General features: G+C 45.3%; 10 protein-coding genes, 1 tRNA gene and 1 pseudogene. 11 read left to right on the plus strand and 1 reads right to left on the minus strand.

Features of this window, described 5'->3' with window-relative positions; translation table 11 throughout:
* Positions 1–155: 155 nt before the first annotated feature.
* The gene (locus tag ND16A_RS08460) at positions 156–2,636 is read left to right on the plus strand and encodes a S9 family peptidase (RefSeq protein ID WP_033077784.1); all 2,481 of its coding nucleotides are present in this window, start codon (positions 156–158) and stop codon (positions 2,634–2,636) included.
* Positions 2,637–2,702: 66 nt separating this feature from the next.
* On the opposite strand, the gene ND16A_RS08455 is transcribed toward ND16A_RS08460, so the two are convergent.
* A complete protein-coding gene (locus ND16A_RS08455; protein WP_033077785.1) occupies positions 2,703–5,672 on the minus strand; it encodes a TonB-dependent receptor domain-containing protein in 2,970 nt (989 codons plus the stop codon).
* Positions 5,673–5,932: 260 nt separating this feature from the next.
* Between ND16A_RS08455 and nadA the strand changes: the two genes are divergently transcribed.
* The 10 genes and pseudogenes from nadA to ND16A_RS0119295 all read left to right on the plus strand — a co-directional run bounded on the left by nadA (position 5,933) and on the right by ND16A_RS0119295 (position 17,523).
* Positions 5,933–6,973 (plus strand): quinolinate synthase NadA, encoded by a 1,041-nt coding sequence (gene nadA, locus ND16A_RS08450; protein ID WP_033077786.1) that lies wholly within the window; start codon positions 5,933–5,935, stop codon positions 6,971–6,973.
* Positions 6,974–7,156: 183 nt separating this feature from the next.
* Positions 7,157–7,244, plus strand: a tRNA-Ser gene (locus ND16A_RS0119290).
* Between the two features lie 482 nt (positions 7,245–7,726).
* On the plus strand, positions 7,727–8,623 hold the full coding sequence (locus ND16A_RS08445; protein ID WP_033077787.1) for a hypothetical protein: 897 nt from the start codon (positions 7,727–7,729) through the stop codon (positions 8,621–8,623).
* Positions 8,624–8,988: 365 nt separating this feature from the next.
* Positions 8,989–9,822: a DUF2306 domain-containing protein gene (locus ND16A_RS08440; protein WP_052073106.1), complete on the plus strand. Its 834-nt coding sequence runs from the start codon at positions 8,989–8,991 to the stop codon at positions 9,820–9,822.
* A 119-nt stretch (positions 9,823–9,941) separates the two neighbouring features.
* Positions 9,942–11,171 carry an efflux RND transporter periplasmic adaptor subunit gene (locus tag ND16A_RS08435; protein ID WP_033077788.1) on the plus strand — a complete coding sequence of 410 codons (1,230 nt, stop codon included), beginning with the start codon at positions 9,942–9,944 and terminating at the stop codon, positions 11,169–11,171.
* A 291-nt stretch (positions 11,172–11,462) separates the two neighbouring features.
* Complete coding sequence (locus ND16A_RS08430) at positions 11,463–13,874, plus strand: ABC transporter permease (RefSeq protein WP_033077789.1); 2,412 nt, start codon at positions 11,463–11,465, stop codon at positions 13,872–13,874.
* Between the two features lie 64 nt (positions 13,875–13,938).
* On the plus strand, positions 13,939–14,613 hold the full coding sequence (locus ND16A_RS08425) for an ABC transporter ATP-binding protein (RefSeq protein WP_033077790.1): 675 nt from the start codon (positions 13,939–13,941) through the stop codon (positions 14,611–14,613).
* A gap of 1 nt (position 14,614) precedes the next feature.
* Positions 14,615–14,767, plus strand: a pseudogene (locus ND16A_RS20635) (PhzF family phenazine biosynthesis protein); the annotation flags it as partial.
* 54 nt (positions 14,768–14,821) lie between these two features.
* On the plus strand, positions 14,822–16,957 hold the full coding sequence (locus ND16A_RS08420; protein ID WP_033077791.1) for a multicopper oxidase family protein: 2,136 nt from the start codon (positions 14,822–14,824) through the stop codon (positions 16,955–16,957).
* A gap of 5 nt (positions 16,958–16,962) precedes the next feature.
* A complete protein-coding gene (locus ND16A_RS0119295; RefSeq protein ID WP_052073107.1) occupies positions 16,963–17,523 on the plus strand; it encodes an SCO family protein in 561 nt (186 codons plus the stop codon).
* Positions 17,524–17,984: the final 461 nt, after the last annotated feature.

The following is a 17,984-nucleotide window of genomic DNA, read 5'->3' on the forward strand; positions in this document are numbered from 1 at the left end:
ATTATAACAGACTTAGAGAATATGTGTGGTTAAAAATTGTACAGTGTTTACACTTTATAACAAAAAATGGAATATATTGTATTCATTTAATTTGCATTTTTCCCCGAGTATTTGCTTAAATGTGCTATCAGAATTTTAAGGTGTATATAATAACTATGAAATATCCTTTAGTTGCGGCTTCGATCAGCGTATTTTTAACCGCTTGTGCCGCCAATAACGTGGCGCCAAGTGATGACAACAGCCACGCCAGTAGAGCTCCATTAACCGCTCCGGTACAAGGCGAAGCGGTGCTAGCACCAAATGTGTCGACAGAACTTACCTTAGAAAAAGTGATGTCTGATCCCGATTGGATAGCACGCTCACCCGAATCTTGGTATTGGGGGGATGACAACCAAACGGTATTTTATCAGCAAAAGCGTTTAGGCAACCCAATTAAAGATTTATACAAAAAATCAATAATGGTTGAAGGCAACGGCGACAAAGTTGCCTACCAGGATATGCACGTTGCCATCGATAACGATGCACTGTTAAGTAGCGACGGAAAAAGCGAGTTATACACCTTTCAAGGCAATGTATTTTTAAAAGATATCGCCAGCCAAAACGTGCAACAGCTTACCTATACCTCGGCGACAGAAAGCCAGGCGATGTTTTTAAGCGATGGCCGAATTGCTTATCGCGTCGGTGATATCTTTTATGCACACGATGTCAGTAACAATCAGGTGCGTGAATTAGCCAACTTGCAAATGACCAACACCCCAGGTGGTAAGTCGAAAGAAAAAAGCTACATTGCCAAAGAGCAGCACAAGTTAATTAAATATGTGGCATTGCAAGAGCGCAATGCCAGTTTACAATCTGACGAAGATAACAATTTACGCAGCGAAAATGAGACCATTGCCACCTCAATATTTTATTTTGGTGACTCTAAAATGGTGCGTCAGGCGCAATTATCACCCAATGGTGAGATGCTGGTAGTCAGTGTTGCCAACAACCAAAGTTGGAGCAATGACGGCGATATCATGCCAAATTACATCACCAGTGATGCCACCATCGCCGCTGAAAAAGTTCGTCGTCGAGTTTCTGATAACCGTCAATATTCTGAACAGGTGTACTTGTTAGATTTAGTAAACGATGCGCAATATCTATTAGGCTATGATTCATTGCCAGGTTTTGATGAGGATGTATTGGCGCAGGTGAAAGCGGAAAATTACCAGCGTGAAGGTAAGGAGTACAAGTCAGAGAACAAAGCTCGAAACATTCATACCATGTACAACGGCATTCAATGGCACCAAAACTCAAACCAGGTTGCAGTAATGATGGAAGCCTGGGATAACAAAGATCGCTGGATTGCCACCATAGATTTTGACCAGAAGAAATTTGTCAGCCAACATCGCTTACACGACGATGCCTGGATCAACTGGGACTTCAATACCTATGGCTGGTTCGATGAAAGTGAAACGCTATATTATCTCTCGGAACAATCCGGTTACGGTCATTTATACGTACAACCTGTGGGCGGCAAAGCGAGAGCGCTAACTTCGGGCAATTATGAAGTTCGTGATTTAACCAAAACCAAAGACGAAGACAGCTTTTATTTTCAAGCCAATAAAAAACACCCGGGCATTTTTGAAATTTATAACGTAAATGTCGACAGTGCCACCATTACCCCGATAACCGATTTAGGCGGCAATAACTCTTACCAATTATCCCCTGACGAGACGAAGTTACTGATTGAGCATTCAACCACTACCATGCCGCCAGAACTTTATGTGCAAGACGTAAATGTTGATGCTACGGCGGTGCGTTTGACGCATACGGTTACTGAAGAATTCCTAAGCATGCCTTGGACAGCGCCAACGATTGTGGAAGTGCCATCGTCGAATACCAAGCAAGGTATCTTCTCAAGAGTATATCAAGCAGCGCCTGGCGATGATGTAAGTGCGGCTGATACAGCTAAAGGCAAAGCGGTAATGTTTGTCCACGGCGCCGGGTACTTACAAAACTCACATTTGGGTTGGTCAGGGTATTTCCGTGAGTTCATGTTCCACTCTATGTTGGTACAAAAAGGCTATACCGTCATTGATATGGATTACCGTGCATCAAAAGGCTATGGCCGTGACTGGCGCACGGCAATTTATCGCCACATGGGCAAACCCGAAGTAGAAGATATGGTAGATGGTGTTAACTGGTTAGTTGACAAAGCCAATGTAGATAAAGACCGTGTTGGTGTTTATGGCGGCTCCTACGGTGGCTTCTTAACGCTAATGGGGTTATTTACCGAACCAGAAGTATTCCAGGCCGGCTCAGCACTGCGTTTAGTCTCTGACTGGACCTCATATAACCACGGTTATACCTCGAATATTTTGAACACCCCAGAAGATGACAAGATTGCCTTTGAGCGCAGTTCGCCAATTTATTTTGCCGAAGGGTTAAATAAGCCACTATTAATTAACGCCCCTATGGTGGATGACAATGTCTTCTTCCAGGACAGTGTACGGTTAGTGCAACGATTAATTGAATTGGAAAAGACGGATTTTGAAACGGCGATCTTCCCGGTAGAGCCACACGGTTTTGTGCAACCAAGCAGTTGGCTAAACGAATACCGTAAAATCTTTAAGTTGTTTGAAACACATTTATAAATCACATCAGCTTAAAATAAATCAGGGGCGTTAAGCCCCTGATTTATTCCATTTTACTAAGTTTTATTAAAACTCTACTTTGACCCCGAATTTGTAGATCCGGCCTAATACATCATAGGTGCTCGGGAAGGTATTACCATTGTTAAAAGTGGTATCACCGGCCTCGCCACCAACCACTGGTGGATCTTCTTCAAATACGTTGTCCACGCCTACCGTAAATTTCAGGTGATCACCGTAGTGATAGCTGGCAACCAGGTCGACATAATCGACACTGTCCATGGTTCTAAAGGCAGGGAATGTGTCATCATATACGGTGTCGTCGATATCGACACTGTCAAGATGACGCCATAACGCCGATACCGTCAAATCATTCCAAATCCAGCTGGTGCGCTGGGTCCAGTTTAATTCCGGCGCCGGATCACATTGGGTACCAAAGGTGCCCAAACAATCAATGACCGGAGCTAAATCTGAGGCTTTCGATTCCTGAGTCAGGTACTTGTTGACGACAGCGGAAAATTGCAGCTCGCCCCAATCGTTTAAGTCAAAGCCAAAATTGACGGCAACTTCAATGCCTTCCACCCGTTGATAATTTAAATTCGTGGTAAACTGATCGATACCAGAGCCAGAAACGGTCAAGTCGCCACCTACGCGGTTGATTTTTGCACACTCACTGGCAACAGCACCCTCGTAACAAGCGTCAAGTACTTGCTGTACGGTGAATTCGCCAATCACATCTTCAATATCGATATCATAGTAATCGACCGAGATAACCCAATCATTAAGCCAATCTGAGGTCCAGACTACGCCAGCAGTAAAGGTATCGGCTTCTTCTGCGCCTGGCAGGTTATCAGGATCACTACCTGAAATAGTATTAGCCTGTCCTGAAATGAAATTTTGCACTTGGCCTACTTGTGCATCCGTCATACCGGTGGAAATACAAAGGTCGCGTAACTCTTGATCGATATTTGCGGCATTGGCAACCGAGCAGGGATCCGTTCCTGCATTATCCAGGCCGGTTACCACCGGCGATGCTATCTCGCCGACGTTTGGCGCACGGGTTGCAGATTGTTGCATTACCCGAATCAGGATATCTTCAATTGGGCGCCAGGTTACGCCGAACTTCCAGGTATCTACCGAGCCGACGGAATCATAATCGGCTGCCCGATAACCAAACTCGACGTCAAGAGATTCGGCCATAAATTGACCGTTAAATATTGGCATGATCCCTTCGAAAAAGAACTCATCGGCTTTATAGCCGCCGCTGATCGGCAACAGGTTACCGCCGGCGCCGCCTTGACAACTTGCAGGCGCTAACTTCAGACATTCATCCGGGGTTAACGATCCCGTTTCCTTGCGATGCTCATAACCAATACTCAATGACAGTGGTTCGCCTGCCCATGGGGTTTCAATAAAATCAACCGGGCCATTAATAATCACCTGCATGACCTCTTGATCATAATTTTGTGTTTGTAGTGCGATAGCCCTGGCATAGCCGGCCATTTCAGGGGTGATGGTGCCAAAACCGCCAAACAGATCGATTGGCACACAGGTCGAGTCGCCATTGGCACAGGTTTCTCCATCGGTACTGTCGAGGGCATTTTGAATATTGGTTAAATTGGTATAGCCGTCGCGAACGGTTACCCGATTCGCTTCACCATACATGTATGAAACATCATATTCCCAATCTTCGTATAATACCCCTTCAACGCCAACTAACAACTGGAACTGATCATTGTCGAAGCGCTCGGTTCGAGCCCCCAACTCTAGCGTGCGTCGGCGCAATTGAACATTCAGATAATCATCCACATCGACGGTACCATTGCCATTGATGTCTTGCCAGTTCGTTTCGTCTAGCAGCCCACCAGCTAAGGCCGTGTTACCGGCGTCAATCATAAACTGCCGTGCCTGATCGCCAATAAACGGATTGGCCAATGGCAGATCAAATGCTTCTCCAAATGTTCCTGAAGGCGCAACCTGTTGATCTACGGTGACATTGGTAAATGTTGCTGAAGTGTATACCTTGGTCTCGTCATTAATATAATAATGGGCAAGCGCGGTAGCACTATAGCGCTCTTGCGGAGTTTGGTAATAATTGAACGGGTTAAAATTAAACTGACTACACTCAGTGCCTAAGGTTCTGTCATTACGAAATTGTCCGGCAGCGGCAGCACCGCCACCCACAATGGCAAAACGGGTCGGCATAGATGTGGTTGAGCCACCGGCTTGGACAACATTAGGGCCACGACAATTTTCGTCGGCCGGTTCTAAGGGGGGTTCACCCGCTAAAAATTGTTCATAACCCGCCCCGCTTGCCGTCTCTATGCCAAGCAAGCCCAGCGGTCGGTCTCCCAAAAATACCGGTTTTCTTTCCATCCAGCTTAACGACACCGCCACATTGCCGCGATCATCATCCAGGCTTGAACCTAAGGTTAACGACAGATTATCTTTGTCGCCATCGCTGTCTCCAGTTTGCGAGTGGGTATATTCCAGCGCCACTCCCTGAAAATCTTCCTTCATAATAAAGTTCACTGCGCCTGCTATGGCGTCAGAGCCATATACGGCAGAAGCACCACCGGTGACCACATCGATGCGATCAATTAGCGCAGTAGGTACGATTGCGGTATCTACCTCACCATCAAAGTTAAATGGCACCATGCGGCGGCCATTCATTAATACTAAAGTCCTTTCTGGCCCCAGGCCGCGTAAATCAACGGTAGCAGCACCGGCAGAGCCGTTATTGACATTTGAACCATCGCCAGGTGCGGTACTTGGCAAATAGCGCAATATCTTCTCAACCTCGGGTTCTTGCAAGTAAGCTATATCTTCAGCATCCATGGATAAGACTGGACTGGTAGAGGTGGCCCCAGGTCGACGGATACGGCTACCGGTTACGGCAATGCGCTCAATCTCTTGATCTTCGTCGGCGGCAGGTTGCTCTTCTGCGGAGTGAACCGCGGTGTGTATTGAAAAAAATGGTACAACAGAAACCATCAGAGCAAGTCGAACCGACCTTGCTAATGTATTTATATTAGACATAATATTTTCCCTGTTTGTATATCGTTATGTTTTATATCGATATTCAGTATTTAACTTAGTCTAATATTTGATAAAATCAAATTTAAAGAAATATTTCTTGCAACGGCAGCTAAAAAGTGCATTGAAAAGCTCATTTTCGCTATCAAAGAGTGAACATTATTTTTATGTTGCTTGCTGTCAAGACAAACTACACATTTAAGCCACGATCTTTTATAATGGCGCTCTTAATGATTGATTAACCAAACTAGAGTTCTAGATAGATGTTAGAAACAACCTTAGCCGTCGATTTTGATTATACTTTCCCTGCGAAACCCGCACCGCTTAGCGATGCCGAAAAAGCCGAGTTTAAAGCAAAAATCAAACAGCTTCTCATTGAAAAGAATGCGGTACTCGTTGCCCACTATTATACCGACCCTGAAATACAGGCGCTTGCCGAAGAAACCGGTGGCTGTGTCGCCGACTCTCTGGAAATGGCGCGCTTTGGTAATCAGCATTCTGCACAAACTTTGGTGGTTGCTGGCGTTAAGTTTATGGGCGAAACCGCGAAAGTGTTAACCCCTGACAAAACCGTAGTGATGCCAACTCTTGAAGCCACCTGTTCACTAGACTTAGGTTGTCCGATAGAAGAATTCAATAAATTTTGTGACCAACACCCAGAACGTACTGTTGTGGTGTATGCCAACACATCGACGGAAGTGAAAGCACGCGCCGATTGGATTGTCACCTCAAGCTGCGCCTTAGAAATTGTTGATCATTTAGACGAGCAGGGTGAAACCATTCTTTGGGGTCCAGACAAACACCTGGGTGCTTACATTAAAAAGCAAACCGATGCCGACATGATCATGTGGGATGGTGCTTGTATTGTCCATGACGAGTTTAAAACCAAAGCGTTAAGCGACATGAAAGCATTGCACCCTGATGCGGCTATTCTTGTTCACCCTGAATCACCACCTGCAGTGGTCGATTTAGCCGATGTAGTGGGCTCAACCAGCCAGTTGATAAAAGCGGCACAAGAGCTGCCTAATCAAAAATTTATTGTGGCAACCGACCGTGGTATTTTCTACAAAATGCAGCAACTTTGCCCGGAGAAAGAATTCTGGGAAGCACCAACCGCAGGTGAAGGTGCAACGTGCAGAAGCTGTGCCCATTGCCCGTGGATGGCAATGAACGGCTTGAAAGCCATTCACGATTCATTAATCGACCCAAGCGGTCGTGAAATATTCGTCGATATGGACATTCGTGAAGGAGCCTTAAAATCACTCAATCGCATGCTGGATTTCTCAGCAAGCTTGAAAAAATAATCCCCAATTTATACGAATAAACATCATATTGATGATAAAACGTGCAAATGGTATAGCAAACAACTATTTGTGCTTGCGTATGGGAGAATTATTTCCTAACATACGCGCTCGAATTACCTCGCGTTAACCATAACGCTGTAGTTCGTCATTCCGGCGAAAGCCGGAATCTACAATCAGAATTTAGGTGACGTGTCCGAGTGGCTGAAGGAGCACGCCTGGAAAGTGTGTAAAGGGAAACCTTTCGAGAGTTCGAATCTCTCCGTCACCGCCATAAAATAGAACCTCGATGAATTTCGAGGTTTTTTTATGCGGTAAGGAAAGGTGAGAACTCTGAGAGTTCAAAAGATTTGTCAGGAACAAATCTTCACGCACTTGTGCGCCCGCAGGGGCAAATATACGGATGTATTTGCTACATCTCTCCGTCACCGCCATTATTTGCATCCGTGCAATGTCGGATTATATGACATCCATGTCAAAAACCGCGATAAAATAGAACCTCGATGAATTTCGAGGTTTTTTTATGGGTGAAAAAAGAGATATGAGATTTCTAAGAGTTCGAAAGACTTGTCTGGAACCAATCTTTACGCGCTTGTGAGACTGCTGGGGAAATATATGGATACATTTTCATCTACGGTACGTGCTGTTAATCTGTTCAAATGCACTTTCGCCTGGCATGAATAAACTATATACTTTTCAATAATAAGGAACTAATGCACACTCACCATAGTGAAGCGTATATCCACGGCAGTTTTTGTGAAAATAGATAGAACCAAACTTAATAGCCTTTTGCGTAGTGGTCTGAATCCAGAGATTAAGACACGCAAGCAACTTGCTGCCCATTTAGGCTTAGATCCCACTTCGCTTACTCGCTGGTTTGCGACCAGAGATCGGTTGGGTAACCCGAGATACCCGGTAGTACCCGACAGACATGTCACAAAAATTTTAGCGCTTTTTAGCTTGTCTGCTCAATGTCTTAATTTAAGTGATGAAGAGTTTCGTCAACACTGTTTTGAATTATCATTGCAGCAGACAAAAAATCAAAATGACCTGGCGCAGCAGTCGCTATTAAGGCTTGAAAAAGTTGCGCAAAGAAAATTTGCCATACAAGACTACTCGACGCCGAAAAATAGCAAACGTCCGCTTTTAGTCGCCGCAACATTACTGTCTATTGCCGGCGCAATATTATTCATAAATATAAATAGCCAAGAGTATGGTGAATTCTCGCTCACAACCGAAAAATCAGCATCGGATATGAACAACTGCTGGCAGGGTTATTCATCATCATTAGGTGATTTTAATCGAGAGGATAAGGCCGATCCTTGTCATTATAGTAAGTTGTTACACAATGCTTTGGCGCAATTAAAAGCAAAAAATGAAAATATGGATTTAGCCAAATCCACAGAAGAACTTGCAGCTAACCAAGATTACATCATTTTTCTTTCTGAGCAGTTAGACCAACGCAGAATCAAGGATAAAATCAGCATTAATATTGAATTGGGAAAAAGTGAATTGCGCCGTTTAAATTATCTGGCAGCGCAAAAACACTTTCAAATTGCCAGTAATATTTTGGCATCCTCATCAAATCCTGACCCCGAAATTGCCGCCGACATTTCAGCTTACATTGAGTCGATTAAACTAGAATTAAACTAGGATTAAATTAGTTTACTCAACCTGTGCACATGCCACTCGCAAATTTCATTGTCGAAAACAACGTAAAAATTCCGCCATTGATTAAATCTTGCATTGACCAGCTTTTCTGTACATATAGTGCAAAAAAACAACTAAATTGACACATAATTGGCATTTTTGGCCTGTTTTATGCCGTTTTCTCGTACAAATGCTGTCCTATGCCAACAACATTATTGAATAATTGACACACATTGGGCCTTTGATAACACGTTTTAAACGTCTAAATTACTCCCTGAATTGTACGTAATTGCATTGCTTTAAAAATTAATCATTATAAAAATCATAAGCGCAATTTCGTCGAACAAAATGATAAGTCAGGAGTTAGTATGAACAATACAAGTGTCTATGAGATAGAAGATAAAGCTGAGATTGAAATTGCCAGCAAGATGTTAAATGTAAGTGCCGTAACCTGGTTAACCACCGCTATTATGGGTCAGTGGCTTTTTGCCTATTACATCCTGGTTTTTTACGGAGGACATGCGGTGCAAGGTGACTGGGCGGCTTGGTCAAATCGAATGATCCATGGCTTCATTGACGGTGATTGGTTTGGCAATGCTATGGTGATCGTGCATATTGTATTGGCCTGTGTGATCTCGTTCTGTGGACCGCTACAACTTATTCCTCAACTTCGTGCAAAGTTTCCTGTTTTTCATCGCTGGAATGGCCGCGCCTATATTATTACCGCGTTAGTGATCAGTGTTGCTGCCATTTATTCGATATGGAGCCGTGAAGCGGTGATCGGTGGTGTTATTGGCCAAATAGGAACTTCCCTCGATGGTGTGCTCATTATCCTGTGCGCAATAATGGCAGTGCGTTTTGCCATGGTCCGTCAATTTAACCGTCATCGTCGCTGGGCATTGCGCTTATTCATTGTGGTGGCTGGCGTATGGTTTTTCCGGGTGATCCGCGGCTTCTGGATATTCATCAATGATGGCACCTCGCCCGGGACCAACGGCAATTTGACCGGACCATTCGATTTGATCCTGAATTTTGCCGGGTATTTGTTCCCTTTGCTGATGCTCGAAATTTATTTTCGCATCAAAGCTAACGGCGTGCCGGCAGCACAATACACTCTGGCAAGTGTAATTTTCATGCTGACTGCGGCCATGGGCATTGGCATATATTCGGCCGCACATATCTTTTGGCTACCCAATATCTAATCGCAGTAGTATCAGCCAAGCGGGCACTTTTTCTCCGAGCATTGAAAGACTTACCAGCCCAAACCGATGTAAATTAAATTGAATGATAATGAGTTGTTATGCACATACCAGAAAAGAAAATGAAACGATTTTCAACATTTAACAAGGTGGCTTTTGCTACCGTTAGCATTGCCTTACTCGTCTTCGTTTGGGGTCGTATAAATGCATTGAGCAGAAATGTTGAAGTATCCCGTGATGAGATGATCATCGCGACTGTTGAAAAAGGTGATTTGATCCGGGAAGTCCGTGCGCCAGGGACCTTAGTCCCGATAGCACTGAATTTTTTGGCGGCAACGTCCAATGGCCGAGTCAAAAACATATTACTTGAAGCCAGTGATGCTGTTGATGTAGGCACGGTTATAATGGAACTTGAAAACCCAGAATTAAGCCAAGCTGTTGATGAAGCAAAACTGGAAGTTGAAGTGTTGCAATCGGCATATCATTCACTGCAACAACGCTGGCAGCAAGCATTGCTCAAACAACGTATTGTCGTTGCGGATTTTAGTGCGCGCTTTGAGATTACCAAGCTGCGCAGAGAAGCGAATCAGCGACTATTAGCCACAGGCGCGGTATCAAGCATTGATTACAATGAATCCATATTGCGGGAACAACAACTTAAATTTCAACATCAATTAGAAATAGAATTGTTAGAAAGTCTACCGCAGCTTAGTCAGGCAGAATTAGTCGCGGCGCAAGCCAAAACTAACAAGGCGACCCGTCAGTTATTATTACAGCAAAAACTGGCGAGTGATCTTTATGTGAAAGCCACCACCAAAGGCATATTACAGGAAGTAACCTTGCAAGTTGGCGAGCCCTTTAAAGTGGGCACTGTGCTGGCACAAATAGCAGAACAAGATAACTTAAAAGCGGAATTACGCGTTCAGGAGAGTCAGGTCAAAGACGTCATTAAAGGCCAGAGTGTGGTGATATCCGCAGGCGGCAAAAAAGCCCATGGCGTGGTCAAACGCATTAATCCGTCGGTAAAACAAGGCGTGGTGATGGTAGATGTTTACTTTACCGATGACGCGTTAATTGGTGCCCGTCCAGATTTGCGTATTGATGGTGTGATTGAATTGGAACACTTGAAAAATGTGTTAAAGATAAAACGCCCGGTCTTCACTCAGGAGTATTCTTCCGGCAGCCTATTTGTACTGAATAAAACGAAAACAGTGGCAGAGCGTAAACAAGTTAGATTTGGTCGCAGCTCGGTAGATGTTATCGAAGTATTGGAGCACTTAAATATTGGCGATCGTGTTATTGTATCCTCAACCAATAAGTACGACGAGTTAACAAAAATATCCTTGTATTAATACCAAGTTGATTAAATATCTGCTCATTTTTAATGGTTAAAACGAATAACTACGGCTTTATAAAATTGATAAGTACGAAAGCATGGATGCTGCAGGTAGAGCGACGCAGGATGCCAAAGCCGAGAATAACTACTGACTAAATTTTATGCATTGTATTTATCCGTTTTACCTCATGAAAAAGTAGATCACATATTTAGTCAAATTGGTATAGCCGATGACTTTAAGCGCAAACCCGATGAAAATTAACAAAAGAATTTTGATAGAAATACCCCAGATAAGGATAATGCTGCAATGCAAACACTAGTGGAAGACATACAATTTGCCTATCGGAGTTTCCTGAAAACGCCCGCGGTTTGTGCCCTAATTGTGATAACTCTGGCGTTAGGGATTGGTGCCAATGCGGCAATATTCAGCCTGGTTCATAACGTGTTATTGGCTCCTCTGCCTTTTGCCGAGGGAGAGCAGCTGATTAAGTTAAAAACCAATAATCCTGAAATAAACCGTTTTGATGTACCGGTTTCTGTGCCGACCGCATTGGATTATATTGACAAAAACGACAGTCTCTCGCATTTGGTGGAATATCATCAAATGCCATTTACGCTCCTGGGATATGGTGATGCCGCCAATGTAGAAGGAGGGGTTGTCAGCTGGAACTTTTTTGAGATGCTGGGTATTCGCCCGATTTTGGGGCGCACCTTTTTACCGGGTGAAGATCTGCCGGGCGCCAAACCTTTGATTGTTTTGTCTCATCATTACTGGCGGGAAAAGTTTGGCAGCAATCCCGATGTGGTCGGTACTATGCTGGAAATGAATGACGCCGCCATTGAAGTTATCGGGGTATTACCGCCTTTGCCGGCGTACCCATTTAAAAATGATATTTGGATGGGGTCTTCTTCTTGTGGCGGCCGGGGCAGCGATATGTTTATCGGTCAGCGTGACCGGCCGATTTCTATGATGTATGGAAAATTAAAATCCGGCGTGAGTTTACAAAATGCCAGTCTTGAGTTTAATACTATCGCCAACCATTTGCTATCTTCATACCCTGACGACTATCCGCAGAGTCAGGGGTTGAGCAATACCCTGACGCCAATGCGCATTGATATGGCAGGAGACGCCGGCCCTACCTTTTATCTGCTCATGGGGATCACGGTGCTGGTCTTACTCATTGCCTGTGCCAATGTCGCTAATCTTAACCTGGCACGTACGGCCAGTCGTAAGCAAGAGTTGGCAATCAGAGAAGCGTTGGGGGCAAACCCAAGACGTATTGCCCGGCAGGTACTAACCGAGAGTATTATATTATCCTTGTTGGGTGGGCTGTTGGGATTGGCGCTTGCATTTTTGAGTGTTGACTTACTCTCTGATTTTGCCGCGCTTTATACCCCCCTTGCCAGCGAAGTGAAAATTAATGGCAGTGTACTCACATTCTGTTTAATGGTTTCATTGCTTACCGGTATTCTCAGTGGCGCCACCGCCGCATTTCAACAGCGTAATATTAACGAAGCCTTAAAAGAAGGCAGCGGCAATATTACCGCCAGTGGCAGTAGTACCAGGTTGCGTCAAATTCTGTTGGTTAGCCAATTTAGTTTGGCATTTATTATTTTAACCAGCGCCTCGCTAGTGAGTTTAAGCTTGTATCGCTTGAGTCATCAAGCTACCGGCTTTGAAACCACCAATGTTATCGCGGTGGACCTGTCTTCGAGCGCTGACGATCGGGTGTCATTTGTGCTTGATACGGTACATAAACTCGAGGCCATTGCTGAAATATCTAGCGTCGGTTTTGCTTCTGAAGTGCCATTGATTAAAGGCCGGGATAAACGCCGATTCTTTCAAATAGAGGGGCGTCCACCGATTGCTCGTGATGAACGCTTTGATGCCTTGAAAAATGAAGTGTCGGCAAATTTTCATCAGCTGCTGAGCATTCCGTTATTACAGGGACGTTACCTTAACGAGTCAGATGATAAAAACAGCCCCGGCGCTACCTTAATCAATCAGGCATTTGTCGACGAATATTTTGTTAATGAAGACCCAGTTGGACAGCGATTGTCTTTGGATGAAGGCAAAACCTGGTTAACCGTACGCGGTGTGGTCGGTGATATTCGTGAAGTCGGCGTTAACATTGCACCAGTCCCGACATTTTACGTGCCTTGGGTGGCAAGCTGGCATTATGATCTACAATTACTGATCAATTCTAACGCATCGCTATCGTCAATTACCCCGCTGCTAGCTGATATTATCCATGAGGTGGATCCCCAGCAACCGGTAGCGAACGTCGCCAGTTTTGACTACATCAAAGACAATTCGCTGGCTTCCTCTACATTGGTCGGTTTGCTGGTATCGCTGTTTGCCTTACTCGCCTTTTTAATTACCCTCAGTGGCGTGATGGGCGTCGTGGCTTACAATGTCAGTCAGCGCAGAAAAGAAATTGGCATTCGCGTAGCATTGGGTGCTAATCCCAAACGAATCCGTACCTTATTCGCCATTCAGGGTTTATCTTTATGTGGCGCAGGCGTCGCTCTGGGGGCATTTATCATGGCGTTTATTTCACCCTTACTGGGTAGTGTACTTTATCAAACCGAACCCTTAAATCTGACTATGTATGTTGCCACGGCTGGCGTTGTGATGTTTGTTGCGGCAATCGCAATTCTGCTACCGATCAGGCAGGCAACTGCGATTGAGCCTAACCAAGCTTTACGAGAGCAATGACAATTAATTTAACCAGAAAAGTTATTCCCTTAGATAAAAAAGATGTAAAAAAGGAAACACAATAATGAGCGATGAACCACTTATCCAATTAGAGTCACTGACTAAAAGTTTTACTACCGAAGCCGGGATCATCAGTGCTATCAAGGATGTTAATTTGACCATTAACGCCGGTGACTATTTAAGTATTGCCGGGCCTTCCGGCTGCGGAAAATCAACCTTAATGTCTATTTTGGGCTTACTTGATACCGCCACAAGTGGTCAATATTTATTAAACGGTCATCAAGTGCACGATTTAGACGTTTATCAACGCGCCGAAATTCGCAATAAAGAAATTGGTTTCGTGTTTCAGGCGTTTAATCTCATTGGTGATTTAACGGTACTGGAAAATGTCGCTTTGCCTCTGTCTTATCGGAAGATGAAAAAACAAGAGCGGCTGGAGATTGCGATGCATTCATTGGAAAAAGTTCATATGGCCGACAGAGCCAAGTTCTACCCGGCGCAATTGTCTGGCGGACAGCAGCAACGGGTTGCCGTGGCAAGAAGTCTCGTCGTAGATCCTTCTATCTTGCTGGCCGACGAACCAACCGGTAATCTGGATTCGGCCAATGGTGGCGCCATTATGGATTTATTTGATGAGCTCAATGATGAAGGGAGAACGATATGCATGGTGACTCATGATGCCCGGTTCGCCAAGCGTAGTCGACGAGTGGTGGAACTGAACGACGGCGTGCTTCGCTAAGCAATTAATCGCAACCGAAAACAACTTGTCAGAAACGGCATTTGCTGTGAAATACGCGGATGCCAGTTATAACATCCGTTGGTTTTCAGCCATTAAAGAAATAGACTTTTGTGGCCATGCGACATTAGCAACTGCCTTTGTCTTATTTAATCAGGATAAAGAATTCCTAATTAGCTAAAAACAAATAATAACTAGGCGTTAAACTAATGTGCTTAAAATTGGCAATATCGACTATACTGTTCAATTATTGAACAGTTCTATTTATTTTTGTCTGAATAAAAAGGAATTGATGATGCCAAACCGGAGAGATTTTCTTAAGCAAGGGACCGTAGTCGGTGGTGTAGTTTCCTTGAGTTCCATTTCGCTTTACAGCGGAAAACTGTCACTGCTAGGTGGCAAAGCCCATGCTAAAGAGGCAGAGCCGCCGCCATCGCCGATACCGGAAGGGTGGCAACCATTTACCCAAAACTTGCAAGCCCCGCTTCGATTGATACCAGTCCCTCTTGATCCGCCACCAGGAACAGGGGAACTTTTGCCCGAGGATGGCATTGGTGCCCAGGTCGGCTCTGAGGCAGTCTCTAACGGCATAGCCCAGGAATTCTTTGATAAGCGGTTTAATCTGAGCCGTGAAGACGTACCTGAGCCATATAAACAAAACTTGATCACCTACCAGCTCACCATGAGAGAGTTCATGGTGCCAATGTTTGGTGACGGTTTTCCAAAAGTGCCAAAGGTTGGCTACTTTGGCCTAAGCGATGGTGTTCTTGACGGGGAAGAGCTACCAATGCCGGTACCAGCTCCCAACTCTACCATCATCGCCCGCTTCAAACAGCCGATAGTGGTGCGCGTTACCAGCAGGATAAACGTAGAAGCCTCAGTCCATCTCCATGGTGGTCATAACCCGGCCCACTCGGACGGTTTTCCCGATTTTTATGTGTTGGAAAATCAAACCCGGGATTATTTCTATCCCAATTGCGTCCCGCGCCACGACGGTGACTTGAGCCGCTATGATAATTTCGATCTCAGTGAAGTTCCTTCCACATTGTGGTATCACGATCATGGCATGGACGCCACCGGTTTTAATGTATCAAGAGGGCTGGCGGGTTATTATCTGGTAACCGATGAGCTCGAGCGAGAGCTGATGAACCCCGAGCGGGAGGGCGGTCAGGTATTACCCAACCTGGAGACAGACTATGGCGTGTTTGACATCCCGTTGGCGTTGTCAGATCAGCGACTGAATCCGGATTACACCTTGCATTATGATTTTCTCGACCATAATGGCCGCCTGGGTGATCTTTTTACCGTCAATGGCTTCGTCCAACCGGTACTCAAGGTACAACGACGCAAGTATCGATTCCGCATACTCAATGCCTCCAATGCCCGCTGGTACACCATCCGCCTCAGTGACCGGCAACCGTTTTTACTGGTAGCAACGGATAGCTGGCTGTTGCCGGAAGTTCAGCGCCACCGCAAATTGACCCTGTCGAATGGCGCACGTCGCGATATCATCGTTGATTTCAGCAAAGCGCCGAATGAATTGTTTCTGGAAAATATCATGGAGCAGGAGGATGGCCGTGGCCCGAAAAGAATTAACCCCAAGGCGAAGGTTCGGTTGATGAAATTCGAGGTTGAGGAAGAGGGGGACGAGGATGTCAAGGATAACCTGGTTATCGCCGAGGGCACTAAGCTGCGACCGCATGTGCCGCTAAACCCGGACGATGTCCAAATCACCCGAACATTCGAATTAGAACGTCGTAACGGCGCCTGGCAAATTAATGACAAATGGTTCAGTCCGCGCCGTGCCGATGCGGTGCCAGCGTTGGAACAAACCGAACGCTGGATATTTAAAAACAAAAGCGGTGGCTGGAGTCACCCCATGCATGTACATTTAGCCGCTGCGCAGGTGCAAAAGGTGAATGGCCGTAAACCGCCAGCCGATGTTCGCTTTAATTCCGATTTATTAGCGCTTCGCGGCGGCGATGAATTTGAAATTCTTATCCGTTTTTCCACCTTTACCGGCCCGTTCGTGTTCCACTGTCATAATTTAGAGCACGAAGATATGCGCATGATGGGCGTTTTCGATCCGCGTCCCGTGGGTTATCTAAGCCCGTTAGATGGCAAAACAGCGGTCGATTCATCGATTTCTGGATTAGAACATGAACCCGATGATGACGATGTGTTCGAGGACTTGGATTTATCCCCAATTGAACATGAGGGGGTGGGTCATCCACACGGTGATTTTGAGGCTGGCGGTGGGGGGGTAGCGCCCAGTCCTGACGAAAAAGAACAGGAAAATGAATCAGGTGATGATCGCCGCAGCAAACGCAACCCACGGGGAGGATAACAGCCATGAAAATTGTAGATAACGAACGGCGCAAGTTCCTTAGGCTTGCCAACGGCACAAAAAAAATAGCGAAACAGTCCGACAGATTTGCCAATCATCCGCTGCGCAATCAGTTGGGGCAGGATGTCAATTTTTATACTGATTTGGTGAGAAATAGGATCACCATCGTGAATTTCTTTTATACCCACTGCGAGGGTATTTGTTTGCCAACGACGGCCAACTTACTGCAAGTACACAAGCGATTAGGGCCAAGAGTCGGCAAGGAAATTCTGTTTTTGTCGATGTCTTTAGAGCCGGAGCGGGACACACCGGCCAAATTGCATCAATATGCCAGTATGTTCGGTAATCCCCACGGCTGGCTGTTTTTGACCGGCAAGTATGAGCACTTGGAGGAACTGCGTTACCAGTTAGGCGCCTATGATCTGGATCCGATCATCGACGCCGACAAAGAACAACACACAGGCCTGGTCACCTTTGGCAACGATCGGAGTAATCGCTGGGCGGCATTACCGGCATTGATGGACGCCGATGGCTTAGCACGCTCTATCCGCCGGATCACTCGCTAAAGAGGGGTACCAACAGAGCAAGTTTTTTCGCCGGAATCCTATCTGAAAATTTTACTGGAAATAGAGTACTCACGCCCATCCCGTAAAGTGCTGCAAGTAAACATGGATAATTTGCCGCAGCAACGATTTCCTGCAAGCTGCCATCGGAGACCTTGCCCCTAGTTATACCGATATATTTGACCGCATGTCGAGATAGGATACCAATATTTTTGTCCTACACTCGTCGGTCACCCCTGCGGCAAAATCCTTTTCATGATTATCAATCCGGTTATCAGGAAGTAATTACAGTGTTAAATAGTGGCGATCTTTAGCCGGTGCGAGAGCATTCCGTTTCTTTTTGTCCCCCCGCGATGCCCAGCTCTTAGTTTATATCATTTTGTTAACATTGAAATTTTTCGAGCGAAAAAATAAAAATCTGCAATACTTTGGTTAATAGCAAGCTGCTGCCCAGACTGTTATTA

Origin of the sequence: Thalassotalea sp. ND16A (assembly GCF_000764205.1) — a bacterium.
Lineage (GTDB): Bacteria > Pseudomonadota > Gammaproteobacteria > Enterobacterales > Alteromonadaceae > Thalassotalea_A.

What these genes read in the sequence shown, in the direction of transcription:
- ND16A_RS08460 (WP_033077784.1), top strand. Translation starts at nt 156, where the DNA reads ATGAAATATCCTTTAGTTGCGGCTTCGATCAGCGTATTTTTAACCGCT.
- ND16A_RS08455 (WP_033077785.1), bottom strand. Translation starts at nt 5,672, where the DNA reads ATGTCTAATATAAATACATTAGCAAGGTCGGTTCGACTTGCTCTGATG.
- nadA (WP_033077786.1), top strand. Translation starts at nt 5,933, where the DNA reads ATGTTAGAAACAACCTTAGCCGTCGATTTTGATTATACTTTCCCTGCG.
- ND16A_RS08440 (WP_052073106.1), top strand. Translation starts at nt 8,989, where the DNA reads ATGAACAATACAAGTGTCTATGAGATAGAAGATAAAGCTGAGATTGAA.
- ND16A_RS08435 (WP_033077788.1), top strand. Translation starts at nt 9,942, where the DNA reads ATGAAACGATTTTCAACATTTAACAAGGTGGCTTTTGCTACCGTTAGC.
- ND16A_RS08430 (WP_033077789.1), top strand. Translation starts at nt 11,463, where the DNA reads ATGCAAACACTAGTGGAAGACATACAATTTGCCTATCGGAGTTTCCTG.
- ND16A_RS08425 (WP_033077790.1), top strand. Translation starts at nt 13,939, where the DNA reads ATGAGCGATGAACCACTTATCCAATTAGAGTCACTGACTAAAAGTTTT.
- ND16A_RS0119295 (WP_052073107.1), top strand. Translation starts at nt 16,963, where the DNA reads ATGAAAATTGTAGATAACGAACGGCGCAAGTTCCTTAGGCTTGCCAAC.